Below are 13,074 nucleotides of genomic sequence, written 5' to 3' on the forward strand. Positions count from 1 at the left end.
GAGTTAAACATATTATTCTTTGGTTTAGGCGATACTCCCAGGTGTTGGTTAGCTATTGAGAAGCAGGTGTTAAAATCGGTACAAAATTGTTGCCAGTTTACTGAGAATGATGCCTGGTTTGTCCCTTTTGCTTTGTAGATTAGCGGGATTTGGTGGAGTGGCTCGTTTTTCTCATTGAGCAGGAAAATCTGGAAAAACTGAACATTTGTTACATTCTCCTGACCTTTGTAGTGTCGGTATTCCCCAAGAATCACCGTACTTTGGGTTTCCTTTGTTTGCAGCCGATCTACGGCTAATACTGGTGATTTTGGACAGACGAGCATCCGAGGATTTTGTAGCAATAATCCCTTTTCATTTACTCCTGATTGAAAGGTGTATTCGGTGATTTGAGATTCATCGAAATCAGACCAACCGGCTTTTGCCATTTCAGCGATTGGTACAAAATAACCGAATTGTTTGGGGTCTTCTCCTCGGACTGCCTGAATGCGTGGTAGCCGGCCATTCGGGTCGATGAAATCTGGACTACAGAATTCATCAAATTCGGTGCCGGTTACAACTTCATTTAGTTGATCGCTCGGTAACAATTGGTTTGTCTGATTACCTTGGATTGCTTGATTACCTTGGATTGCTTGATTACCTTGAATTACTTGATTACCTTGAATTGCTTGATTATCCTGTGTGGTTTTGGTCATTTTCTTTGCTCTCTTTGTTGATGGATGTTCTATGGTCTTCATGGATTCCTGGGGGAAGGTTTAAATGTTGGAACCTTCCTGTTCCAGCCGCGTAGCGGTTCTATTGGCGGTGGTGCTCTCGGCATAATGATTTGGTCTAAGAAACCTTTGGTAGTTTTGCTGGTTGGGTTCCCCAAATACATTCCAATACTGGGAATTCAGAGTTTGAATAAAACCAACGGCAGCCGGTGAGATGGCTGTCTACTAAGTTTTGAGGAATAATGGTGAATTCTGCCGGCCTGTTGGTTAAACCCCTGTAAGTTTCACCGGCCATGAAACCTTGCTTCTGCTCAATCACCCAGGTCTTTATTAAGGTATCGAGTACGACGTTTGATAATTCTCGTGGCACACCAAACATCACTATCTCTGGATGGCAGAAACTATGGAACAAACCAACGCTATAGGTAACAGTTGGTTGCTCTTTCCGAGAATCGCCTAATACGTTGATTAAGTGATAACCCCGGCTTAATACGTTATTGGCTATTTTCTGGAGAATTGGTGGATTTAATTGAAGTTGAGCTTTTAAGAAAACACCGGCGCCAATTGTTTTCTCGTACTGACTGCGGACAGAAAAGGCTGGATGTTTCTGGATACTTTCAACTAAATCTAGGGCTGCGGTATAACCGGCAGTCCTCATGTAGTCAGCCAGAATATCGGTGGCATATTCATAGTTACCGGCTGCAATTCTCAGGTAAAAAATGTTGCTTTTGTTAGCCATAATTTTGATTTTTGGGTATAGGAAATCAGAGCTTTAGATGGGGTCTAAAGCTGAGAGTTAGTTTGTTGGTCTAGTGATTTAGAAATCCAATTCGCAGTCAGTGAGGGATTGTTCTTTCACCCATTCACCATCAATTGAAAGCTTTGATAATTTCTGGCCGCTGGGCGTTAAGAACCGATACCACTGATCTGATGACGTCGGGTGTTGTAAGATTTTGCAACCCTTCACCGGCTCCAATCTGACACCACCTCGAGTATCTACCATTTCCAGAATTTCATACAGTGGCCCATCCAATTTTTTCCATTCCTCACTCACTGGTTGTGGTGGTGGAAGGACGGTTAAATGTTGCAGGGGATGAAGGACTTTCTCAAACTTCCAGCCTAATTTAAAATCACTGTTGCCGAGAGCCCCAAACCATTGAGTTTTAATTGCCCCGAACTCGGTAACTTCAACTACAATGTCCCCAAATTGTAAGCCCTCATCTGGAGCGTTGATACGAATGCAATCTCCAACCTGAAAATCCTCTACCTTACTCACCGGCTCAAATTGATACTCAGTAATGCTGGGTTTACTGATTGAGTTTGTTTGTAACCGGGCATGAAGTGAATTAATTTCTTCAAGTAAATTATTGCGCTCGCTTTCCAGTTTGGTGATAATTTCGCGGGCCGGTTCTTGTAAATGATCTACCGGCCCCTCAACATCCACCGGCCCTATTGCATCCCCCGAACCTGGGAGATCCATCGGCCCTATTCCATCCGTCGGTGCCGGCGTATCTAAATGAGAGAGTTGGTTCTTGAGTTGCTCAATCTCATTGAGTAAACTATCGCGTTCGCTTTCTAGTTGGACAATAATTTCGGAGGTCGGTTCATCAACCGGCGCCTCAATCGGCTGTCCACTACACAAAACCTTCAGAGCTTTATCCAGATGCAGTTGGGCGTGTAACCGCTCCTGCTTCATCTTTTCTTCCGATTTCCATCCTAAACCCGCACACTCATCAATCTGTCTTTGTAGGCCAGCCACCCTGTCCCTTGCCCATGCAATCTGTTTTAATAGCTTCTGAGATGGTGGGGCCGGTGTAACATTGGTTTGTATTTCCAAAACGCTTTCCACAGGCACCAGATTATACCGCTCAACCGTTTCTAACAGATGTTTCCATTTGATTGCTAGTGTGCCGGTGTCTTCATCCGCATCCTGTAAAGCACAGCTTTCTGCTTCTTCTCTGATGTTCGCCATATCGTTATCGGAAAGACAGCCATATTCGCCGTCTCTGTCTTGCAGGACAAACTGGTTGATAATTGGGGGTATGAAGGCCGGTGGCACTTCCTCTTCCACATCAGGCGTGATTAACTGGTGTAGCTCAATTTCCCACAAGAAGAAAGTCTTTTTAGCGTTAGTCTTAACCAGCCTCACTTGAACCCGTCCGAAAATATCCGGTGTCTCGATGACCTCGGCAACGAGGTTCTTGAACTTGCCCTTTTTGGTGATGGTAACAAGGGTGGCCGGTTGGTAGATGGCGATTTCTTCTGCGGTGGGGAAGGGGTTAAATCCTTTATTTTCCCGTTTGACCAATGCTCGCAGGGTGGGGATTGTCACACCGGCCACCTTAAAAACCTGATTGATAAGTGTGACTGCTAATTCCGCAGAACCCTTGGCTAATGCTGCACACCCTTCTGTACCAATCTGAAGTAATAAATCTAGTATTGTGGGGTTGAGGAGGCCGGCGTTTTCAAGGTTCTGTTTGAGTTCCGCCATCCCCAGCTTTTGAGTGATTTCCTTGGCAGTCAGGGGATATTGGGACTGGAGAAACTTGCTGAACAGCTTATTACCCAGCTTCTCCTTTAGATCCAGTAGGGTGTCGATAACATTCAGTTCGAGGACGTTTAGGTTGGTTAAGAGAAGCTGCGTCAACAACGGTAAACTCTCTAATGCTTCTGTGATAAGGGCTTTAGGTGTTCCATTAGGAAAAGCAAAGCTGAAAACTGGGATGCTGCTGTTGTTGGTGTCTGTTAAGATCATATTTCACCTCTTTATTGAGGCCCATCTATAGAACCGTCTCCAAGTAACCAGCTAAGTTAAAGAGGAGGCGGTTCTTGTTTTTTGGGCCATTACTGATGTGTCTGTATTCAGACCTATCTCACCAACTAAGATATCACTACATTCAGTATTTGGCCGCTGGTTGTACCCCATTTGTTATTTTTCTTAACAATTAGCAACAATAACCTCCTTTCCTAAAGCTCAAGATGGAGCTAGTGGGTGACAATAGGTGACAATAGATGCTAAGTTTTAATAAACTTTACTTAGTATGCCGACAAACAAAATCATTTATAAGAGGAAAAAAATCAGGTAAAAATGAGGAAAAGAGTTGAACGACTAAATGTAAATCTTGGTATTCATAAAGCCCGGATAGAAGAAATGGCTGAATCCGAATCTAGGACTCTTTCAGCTATGACTAAAATTCTACTTGATGAAGCTTGGCAAATCAGGCATTTTCTTAGGCAAAATAATTTTAGAGAAAGATTATTGCTGCAAGCAGGCCAAGAAAAAAATGTTATTTTTGCTATAAAAATAGCATTGACTGAATGGCTACAAGAGAAAGAAAAATCTATTATAAATCTTCAATTAGTCGGTAGCCCCAACAGCGATTTATCTAATTTTTTACTATCTCCATTTGCTATCTTTATCAAAAATAATCGCCTAGAGTTAGTAGAAAAAGGCATTTTGTCTTCTCTAAGAGCAGAACAATTAGCTGCGGGACATCCCCCAATAGAAGAAGAGATAGAAGCGGTAGCACGAGCATTCAATTTAACAATAAAGGAGCTTTGCAATCAACGTTAGTCCTAAAGAGTAAGGGTGCTAATACAGATGATAAAATTTTTACAAATCAAAGCATATTTTTTTGTTTACTCTTATAAATATAATGTAACATAAGTGGTTAGTGGAGACACTGGATGAATATGTTAAAATAAAATTTACTTATCTTTTCAATCAAGGCCATAGTTCATAAATGAGGAGGAAAAACAGATAAACATGAAAAAAGAGGAGACGATACGGGCACGAGCTACAGTGGATCTTGGCGATAATAAAGAAGTCGTACACGAAATGGCTGAATCAGAGGCAAGGACTCTTTCATCCATGACTAGGATATTGCTTTTTGAGGCTTTAGAACTCAGGCAGTTTCTTATGGAAAATAATTTTAGAGAAAGATTATTACTACAGGCAGGTCGAGAAAAAAATGTAATTTCAGCTATTAAAAAAGCATTAACAGAATGGCTAGAAGATAAAGAGAAACCCGTGAAAGATATTACTTTAGTAGGGGCTGAAAGCAGCGATTTATCTAACTTTTCATTATCTAAATTTACTACTACTATCAACAACCATCGGTTAGATTTAGTAGATAAAGGTGTTTTGTCTTCTGTAAGAGCAGAACAATTAGCTGCGGGGCAACCACCAACAGAAGAAGAGATAAAAGCTGTAGCACAAGCGTTTAATTTAACAACGAAGGAGCTTTGTAATCAGTGCTAATGTTGAAAAATCAAAACTTTAATAAAAAAATGGAGTAGCAACCTCTACAAATTATTATTTAATACCTTTAAATTTATAACTATTAGCAAAAAAAATGTTTTAATTAACCACAAACTCGGTGAATACTTTTGCTTGTTCTAAAACTAACTCAGTCGCCAATGCCTGCATATCTGGGGGATAACCATATTGACGCAGTAAACGTTTTACCATAACTTTCATTTACAGAGACTAAGTAATGTCACAGGATAACACGCTCAATTCACCCAACTTTGCTTTCCTAAAGGTTCACGAACCACTGTTAGTAAGCTTAGGGACGCTGGCAGAGCAATACTTTGCCACTGACCCAGTAACCTGTTTGATGAAACTGCGTCAGTTTGGGGAAGTCTTGGGGCAGTTGGTCGCCGCCAATGCTGGTCTTTACAAGAGTGACACCGACGAATCCCAAATTGAGTTACTTAACCGCTTACGGGATAAGGGCTTTCTTCCTGGTCAGATTAACCAATTCTTCCACGAGTTACGCCGAGCGGGAAATGATGCCAACCACGCCCTATCGGGCGACCATCGCGCAGCATTAAGTAACTTAAAGTTGGCCAGGGAACTGGGTATCTGGTTTCACAAGAGTTTTGGTAGGGATACGAACTTTAAAGCTGGGGCGTTTATTCCACCACCTGACCCCGTGAGGGAAACCGAGGCACTCAAGCAGGAGTTAGAACGGCTGCGGCAGGAAGCCAACGAAAGCCGTTCGGCTGTGGAAATGGCGTTAGCGAAAGCAGCAGAGGAAGCCGAACTGAGACAGTTAGCCGAACAGTTGCTGCAAGACGCTGAAGCAGAAGCCAAAGAAGCCTTAAACCGTCTGACTCAACTGCAAGCGAGTGCTGTTAGTCAGCCCCCTGAAGTTCTACAAAAAACCATTAGCCAAGCACAGCAGGCGGAGAAGGAAGTTGTTCTGGATGAGGCAGAGACGCGGCGCTTAATTGATAATCAGTTGAGGGCAGGGGGTTGGGAGGTAGACTCAGAGGAACTTACCTATGCTAACGGCACCCGTCCTCAAAAGGGGAGAAACTTAGCGATCGCAGAATATCCCACAGCCGATGGACGTGCTGATTATGCGTTGTTTGTGGGATTGCAAGTTGTGGCGGTTGTGGAAGCCAAGCGCAGGAGTACAGACGTTTCCGGTGCAATTGACCAGGCGAAGCGTTACAGTCGGGGCTATCAAATCAAGGGGAACGAAACTTTACCAGATGGCAGTTCTTGGGGTGAGTTTAAAGTGCCGTTTGTGTTTGCGACGAATGGCAGGGAGTTTTTAGAGCAACTGCGGACGAAAAGCGGGATTTGGTTTTGTGACTTGCGCCGTCCTGAAAACTTGCGCCGTCCTTTACAAAGTTGGTATTCTCCCCAAGGGTTGCTCGATTTACTCGAACAAAACATTGAGGAAGCGCATCGGAAGCTGGCTCAAGAAGAGTTTAACTACAACTTCACGCTGCGGGAGTATCAGAAAAAGGCAATTCAGAAGGTTGAGGCAGCACTTGCCTCGGATCAGCGGCAACTCTTGGTGGCGATGGCGACGGGGACGGGAAAAACCAAAACCTGCATTGCCCTGGTTTATCGGCTGTTGAAGACTAAGCGCTTTCGTCGGGTGCTGTTTTTGGTAGACCGCACGGCACTGGGGGAACAGGCTGCGAATGCGTTTAAAGATACTCGGATGGAGAGTCTTCAGACATTTTCCGATATTTTTGAGATTAAGGAATTGGGAGAGCGGGACATTGACAGCGATACTAAAGTTCATATCGCTACTGTCCAAAGCTTTGTCAAACGGCTGCTTTATCCCTCAGATGAAACGACTATCCTAACCGTTGACCAGTATGACTGCATTGTGGTGGATGAGTGCCATCGGGGGTATTTGCTCGACCAAGAGTTGAGCGAAACAGAATTAACGTTTCGGGACTTTAACGAGTACATCTCTAAGTATCGACGGGTGCTGGATTACTTCGATGCGGTGAAGATTGGTCTGACAGCAACTCCAGCGCTGCACACAACGCAAATCTTTGGAGAACCTGTTTATACCTACAGCTATCGGGAAGCGGTGATTGATGGCTGGTTGATTGACCACGAACCACCGTATCGGATTAGGACTGCCCTTTCTGAAGATGGTATTGTCTGGAACCCAGGCGACCAGATGGAGTTTTTTGACCCCAAAACAGGGCAGCTAGATTTAGTTCACGCACCAGATACTGTCCGCATTGATGTTGAGCAGTTTAATAAGCGGGTGGTTACAGAAGAATTTAACCGAGTGGTTTGTGAGTATTTGGCTGAAAATATTGACCCCGCGTTACCTGGAAAAACGCTGATTTTCTGCGTTAATACCGATCATGCCGATATTGTTGTAGACCAATTGAAAAAGGCTTTAGAAAAACAGTATGGTAGCGTCGAGGATGACGCGGTGCTGAAGATTACAGGGAATGCAGATAAGCCGTTGCAGTTAATTCGTCGCTTTAAAAATGAGGTCAATCCCAAGATTGCGGTGACGGTAGATTTGTTGACGACGGGGATTGATGTCCCAGAAATCTGCAACGTGGTGTTTATGCGGCGGGTGAATTCCCGGATACTTTACGAACAGATGTTAGGGCGGGCGACTCGCCTGTGTGATGAGATTGGTAAAGAGGTGTTTCGGGTGTTTGATGCGGTAGATATCTATACCGCCATCTCAAAGGTGTCCGAAATGAAGCCTGTGGTCAATAAGCCCGATTTTTCTTTTAGCCAGTTGATTGATGAGTTGGGGACGGTGCAAGATTCGGCAGCGATCGCAAGTATTATTGATGAGCTATTAGCGAAGTTGCAGCGCAAAAAGCGATCACTCTCGGATGACAGCAAAGAGGCGATTGAAACGCTGGCGGGAATGCCTGTTGAGGGCATGGTAAGCTATTTACGCGAATCTAGCCCCAGTGAGGCGGCGCAGTGGTTGCGGGAGAGGAGAGAGATTGCCCAAATGTTAGACCGACGCGATGGCGGGATGAAAACTGTCCTTATCTCTCGCCATCAGGATGTGTTGAGGAGTGTAGAACGAGGGTATGGGGATGCCGAACGACCGCAGGATTATTTGGATAGCTTTAGTGCCTTTTTGCGGGAGAATTTGAATAAGATTCCGGCGCTGCTGGTGGTGACTCAGCGACCCCGCGACTTGACGAGGGCGCAACTTAAGGAACTGCGTCTGTTGTTGGATGCGGCGGGGTTCTCGGAAACTAACCTGCAAGTGGCGTGGCGGGAGATGACAAATGAGGACATTGCTGCTTCGATTATCGGGTTTATCCGGCAGGCGGCGTTGGGGGATGCGTTGGTGCCATACGAGCAACGGGTAGATAAGGCGATCGCTAAGATGTTAGCTAGTCAACCTTGGAATGTTCCGCAGCGTAAATGGTTGGAGCGAATTGGCAAGCAGTTAAAGGTGGAAACGATTGTAGACAAAGAAGCTTTAGATAAGGGGGAATTTAAGACTCAAGGGGGCGGGTTTGTGAGGTTGAATAAAACCTTTGATGGACAGCTAGAAGAAGTTTTGCGACAAGTTAATAATAATATTTGGGAAAATGTCAGTTAAAGGATAAGCAAGTTGATCATAGGAAATGTACAAAAGCTGTATAAAGAAATTAGACTTCACATTTCAAGCAACCTGTTGGAACAATTAATATAAGGAGTTAACAATATAATTACTAACTTACAACCCACATCATCGATGGCTGCTCTGGAATTAGGAAACAGTCAACAGTCGATTAAAAAAGAATTTGCCTTATTCCTCGATGAAAGCGGAAGCCCTAAACCTAATCCTAAAGATCAAGCTCCTTATTTCGCTGTTGGGGGTGTTTTAGTTGAAAGAAAAGACGAACTTGTAATAGAACAAGCTGTTTCAGATTTTAAGGCACGTTGGAGTCCACAAATTGATCAAGATACCCCACTGCATGGTAGCGAGATACGTTCAAAGAAAAAGAATTTTGCTTGGTTAGGTAAACTCCCTCAAGACGAATACGCGAAATTCATGGGTGACCTGACAACGACAATTGTTAGTTGTCCTATTACTGTTCATGCCTGCGTTACTTCACGCCAAGGTTATATAAATCGATACCTAACTAAATATGGCCAGGGAACTTGGGAAATGATGAGAAGCGCTTTTTCAATAGTGATAGAACGTGCTGCTAAGTATGCAGCTACTCAAAATGGTAGCGTGATGGTTTATTTTGAAAAAGCAGGAAAGAATGAAGACAAGCTAATTACCTCTTACTTTAATGATTTGCGTTCACAAGGACATCCATTTGATCAAAGCACATCAAGTAAATATTCGCCTCTTGGTGCTAGTCAGCTTTCTCAACTTCTACGAGGTATAGAAGGAAAAACAAAGAATAACGCCATACTTCAAATAGCCGATTTATGCCTGTATCCTACAGCAAATAGCAAAAATGAGCAACCTAATCTTGCTTTTTCTGCTCTCAATCAATCCAATCGAATTGTTGATAATTGCCTTCTTCCTAATCAAATTGAAGAAGTAGGAATAAAATACTACTGTTTTGATAACGTCTAAAAACAACAAAAACCGCGAAAGCGGTTTTTTTGCGGCGGTCATACGACCACCCCTAGGCTATGCCCGGTTTTATTATAGACTATTCTTACTTAAATGATCAAAATTCAAAAATCGACTTTTAATCTCGAATAAGTTGAATAAGTGCCTCAAACGATAGCAGACAATACAGTGGAAGCACTTTAATAATTATAGCTCTCTAATACGTCGTGTATCTACAATATGGCATGATGTACTAGGGTTGATATTCTTTTAGACCTGGAACAACTAAGCTGCTACTTGTGAACGCAACGACCGATATTGTCCAAAAACTCTGGAGCCTGTGCCACGTCCTGCGGGATGACGGCATCACCTACCTGCAATACGTCACCGAACTGACTTACCTGCTGTTTCTCAAGATGGCGCAGGAGACGGGGGTGGAAGACCAATTGCCCCAAGGGATGCGCTGGGCAGATTTGACGGCGAAAGAGGGGATAGAACAATTGACATTCTATCGCTCTCTGCTGCTGGAATTGGGTTCTAAAGCCTCATCGCTACGGGTGCAGGCGATTTTTGCTAATGCTCAAACGGCGCTGAAACAACCGCGTATTTTAAGTAAGCTGGTCGAAAGTATTGATAAGTTGGACTGGTACTCTGCCAAGGAGGAAGGGTTAGGCGACCTCTATGAGGGGCTATTAGAGAAGAATGCCAGTGAGAAGAAGTCCGGGGCAGGGCAGTATTTTACGCCGCGTCCGCTGATTGACTGCATGGTGTCCTTGATTAAACCGCAAGCGGGGGAACTAATCCAAGACCCAGCGGCGGGAACGGGGGGCTTTTTGATTGCGGCTGACCGCTATATTAAACAGCACACGGATGATTTGTTTACCCTGTCGGAAGCTGACCAGGTGTTTCAACGGCAGCAGGCGTTTTATGGCATGGAGTTGGTGCAGGATGCCCACCGCTTGTTGTTGATGAATATGATACTGCACGGGATTGAGGGGGAGGTGACGTTGGGGGATACTCTCTCACCGGATGGGCAGCGGTTGGCGAAGGCTAAGGTGATTTTGACGAATCCGCCTTTTGGTACGAAGAAAGGGGGTGGCAGTCCGACGCGGGATGATTTTACCTTTCCCACCTCGAACAAGCAGTTGGTATTTTTGCAGCACGTTTATCGCAGTCTGCTACCGGAAGGACGGGCGGCGGTGGTGTTACCGGATAATGTATTGTTTGAGGATGGGCAGGGGCGCAATGTCCGCGCTGACTTGATGGATAAGTGCAACCTGCATACGATTTTGCGGCTACCTACGGGGATTTTCTACGCCCAAGGGGTCAAGACGAACGTGCTGTTTTTCCAGCGGGGGACGACGGAGAAGGGCAATACTAAGGAAGTGTGGGTGTATGACCTGCGGACGAATATGCCCAGTTTCGGGAAGCGGATACCCCTGACGCGGGAGCATTTTAATGAGTTTGAGTTGGCGTATGGGGATGACCCGAATGGGAAGAGTCCGCGTGTTGACCAAGGGGAAACGGGGCGCTGGCGCTGTTTTACTCGTGAGGAGATTGCCAAGCGGGGGAATAATCTCGATATTTCCTGGTTAAGGGATGAGAGTTTGCAGTCGGGAGATGGTTTGCCGGAACCGGATGCGATCGCGGCTGAGATTATGCTGAGGTTGCAGACGGCGATGGAGGAGATGGAGGCGCTGTCTGGATTGTTGGAGAATGAGGAAATCATTTAATGTTCAATGAAAATACTAATCTTCCTGACGGTTGGGTTCTTACAACTCTTGGTCAGTTAGGCGAATGGTCGAGTGGTGGTACACCTTCGCGCTCCCATTCTGAATACTATGGAGGCGATATTCCTTGGATTAAGACAGGAAATTTACCTGATGGTTTAATTGAAGAAATTGACGAAAATATTACTTGGGAAGGTTTGGCCAATAGTTCAGCTAAAGTTTTTCCAAAAAATAGCTTAATTGTGGCAATGTACGGTGCGACGATTGGAAAGCTTGGAATTCTAAAGGAATCCGCTGCAACAAATCAAGCTTGTGCCGCTTTAGTTTCAAAAAGCCTTACGACTGAAATTATTCCCTATGTATTTTATTATCTTTTAAATCGTCGTGAACACTTAAGGAGTATTGGACAAGGTGGAGCACAACCAAATATTAGTCAAACTGTTCTTAAAGAATATCCCTGTCCCCTCCCACCTCTCAACGAACAACGCCGCATAGTTGCCAAGATTGAGGCGTTGAAGGCTCGGAGCCAGCGGGTGAAGGAGGAACTTGAGGCGATTCCCACCCTCTTAGACCAGTTCCGTCAATCAGTCCTCGCCGCCGCTTTCCGTGGCGACCTCACCGCTGATTGGCGAGAGAAAAACCCTGATGTTGAACCTGCATCAGAACTTTTGAAGCGAATTCAAGAAGGAACTTCTAAGGGCAAAACTAAAAAAAGAGTTGACAATGCTCTTCCCGACCCATTTGAACTACCAGATGAATGGCTCTGGGTAAGTTTGTCCGATATTTGTCAAACCATTACTGATGGCGATCATCAATCTCCTCCGAAAGCAGATAAGGGAATTCCGTTTTTAGTTATTTCTAATATTAGTCAAGGGCAGCTAGATTTTAATAATACTCGCTATGTGCCTGAAGATTATTATCAGTCAATTCAGACGCATAGAAAACCAGAAAAAGGCGACATTATCTATTCAGTTGTTGGGTCTTATGGGATTCCTGTGTTAGTTAATACTGAGAATAGATTCTGTTTTCAAAGACATATTGCCTTATTAAAACCAATCCGCTTACTTAGTAGTGGCTGTCTGTTGTATGCTCTAAAATCTGAGTTTGTTTTCACACAAGCTACTAAAGTTGCAACAGGAACAGCTCAACTGACTGTAACTCTTTCAGGTCTTCGTAGAATTAAAGTACCGCTTATCCCTGCTGCTGAACAACAAGAAATCGTTCGGCGCATTCAATCCTTATTCGGAACTGCTGACAAAATCGAACAACAATACCAAGAAGCGCAAGCCTACCTCGACCAACTCAATCAATCCATCCTCGCCAAAGCCTTCCGAGGCGAACTGGTTCCCCAAGACCCCAACGATGAGCCGGCATCCGTCCTATTAGAACGAATTCGGGCAGGCCGGCAGAAACGAGAAGCCGAAGCCAAAACCGCTAAAAAGTCCACAGGTAAAAAGGGTGGGCGGGGTAGCAAGAAAGCGCAAGAGCACGAGGTAGAAGCCACTCAGCTAGAGTTTCCATTAGAATAGTGCCGGTGTCTGAGTTTTTCTTGATATAACTTTTGTTACTGAAATTTAGACTAAGCGATCTTTATGGAGTGGTTAGCCTAAATTCTAACGATTTCCCTGGCCGTCCCCTGAACATCCGCCAACCTTCTTGCATCCATCGGCACCTCAACATTGGGCTGGGTCATCGCGTGAACCCGATCTACTGGATTCACCCCCTTCTTGCACCCACCGGCCTTTTGAGATCCACCGGGCTTTGAGTATCCATCGCTATCTCTACATCCTGTACGGACGACCAACTACGAATGGCAACCGAATGGGA

General features: G+C 44.7%; 10 protein-coding genes. 6 read left to right on the top strand and 4 right to left on the bottom strand.

Annotated elements, in window-relative coordinates; all coding sequences use genetic code 11:
* From NG798_RS24265 to NG798_RS24275, 3 genes are all read right to left on the bottom strand, one after another.
* On the bottom strand, window positions 1-692 hold a 692-nt coding region (locus NG798_RS24265), incomplete at its 3' end, for a DUF5895 domain-containing protein (protein WP_261226295.1).
* 136 nt (window positions 693-828) lie between these two features.
* Window positions 829-1,449 (bottom strand): DUF4262 domain-containing protein, encoded by a 621-nt coding sequence (locus NG798_RS24270; RefSeq protein WP_261226296.1) that lies wholly within the window; start codon window positions 1,447-1,449, stop codon window positions 829-831.
* 78 nt (window positions 1,450-1,527) lie between these two features.
* The gene (locus NG798_RS24275) at window positions 1,528-3,465 is read right to left on the bottom strand and encodes a hypothetical protein (RefSeq protein WP_261226297.1); all 1,938 of its coding nucleotides are present in this window, start codon (window positions 3,463-3,465) and stop codon (window positions 1,528-1,530) included.
* A 396-nt stretch (window positions 3,466-3,861) separates the two neighbouring features.
* On the opposite strand from NG798_RS24275, the gene NG798_RS24280 reads away from it, so the two are divergent.
* The gene (locus NG798_RS24280) at window positions 3,862-4,284 is read left to right on the top strand and encodes a hypothetical protein (RefSeq protein WP_261226298.1); all 423 of its coding nucleotides are present in this window, start codon (window positions 3,862-3,864) and stop codon (window positions 4,282-4,284) included.
* A 192-nt stretch (window positions 4,285-4,476) separates the two neighbouring features.
* Window positions 4,477-4,971 carry a hypothetical protein gene (locus tag NG798_RS24285; protein ID WP_261226299.1) on the top strand — a complete coding sequence of 165 codons (495 nt, stop codon included), beginning with the start codon at window positions 4,477-4,479 and terminating at the stop codon, window positions 4,969-4,971.
* Between the two features lie 99 nt (window positions 4,972-5,070).
* Here the strand turns inward: NG798_RS24285 and NG798_RS24290 are convergent, their stop codons facing one another.
* Window positions 5,071-5,181: a DUF3387 domain-containing protein gene (locus NG798_RS24290; RefSeq protein WP_261226300.1), complete on the bottom strand. Its 111-nt coding sequence runs from the start codon at window positions 5,179-5,181 to the stop codon at window positions 5,071-5,073.
* Window positions 5,182-5,206: 25 nt separating this feature from the next.
* Here NG798_RS24290 and hsdR point away from each other — a divergent pair, with 25 nt between their 5' ends.
* The 4 genes from hsdR to NG798_RS24310 all read left to right on the top strand — a co-directional run bounded on the left by hsdR (window position 5,207) and on the right by NG798_RS24310 (window position 12,776).
* Window positions 5,207-8,563, top strand: a complete 3,357-nt coding sequence (gene hsdR / locus NG798_RS24295; RefSeq protein ID WP_261226301.1) for a type I restriction-modification system endonuclease — start codon at window positions 5,207-5,209, stop codon at window positions 8,561-8,563.
* Window positions 8,564-8,698: 135 nt separating this feature from the next.
* A complete protein-coding gene (locus tag NG798_RS24300; RefSeq protein WP_261226302.1) occupies window positions 8,699-9,538 on the top strand; it encodes a DUF3800 domain-containing protein in 840 nt (279 codons plus the stop codon).
* 278 nt (window positions 9,539-9,816) lie between these two features.
* A complete protein-coding gene (locus NG798_RS24305) occupies window positions 9,817-11,250 on the top strand; it encodes a type I restriction-modification system subunit M (RefSeq protein WP_261226303.1) in 1,434 nt (477 codons plus the stop codon).
* Entirely contained in the window at window positions 11,250-12,776 is a 1,527-nt protein-coding gene (locus NG798_RS24310) for a restriction endonuclease subunit S (protein WP_261226304.1), read from the top strand. Before NG798_RS24305 ends, NG798_RS24310 begins: the two co-directional genes overlap by 1 nt.
* Window positions 12,777-13,074: the final 298 nt, after the last annotated feature.

It is taken from the genome of Ancylothrix sp. D3o (genome assembly GCF_025370775.1).
Classification (GTDB): Bacteria; Cyanobacteriota; Cyanobacteriia; order Cyanobacteriales; family Oscillatoriaceae; genus Ancylothrix.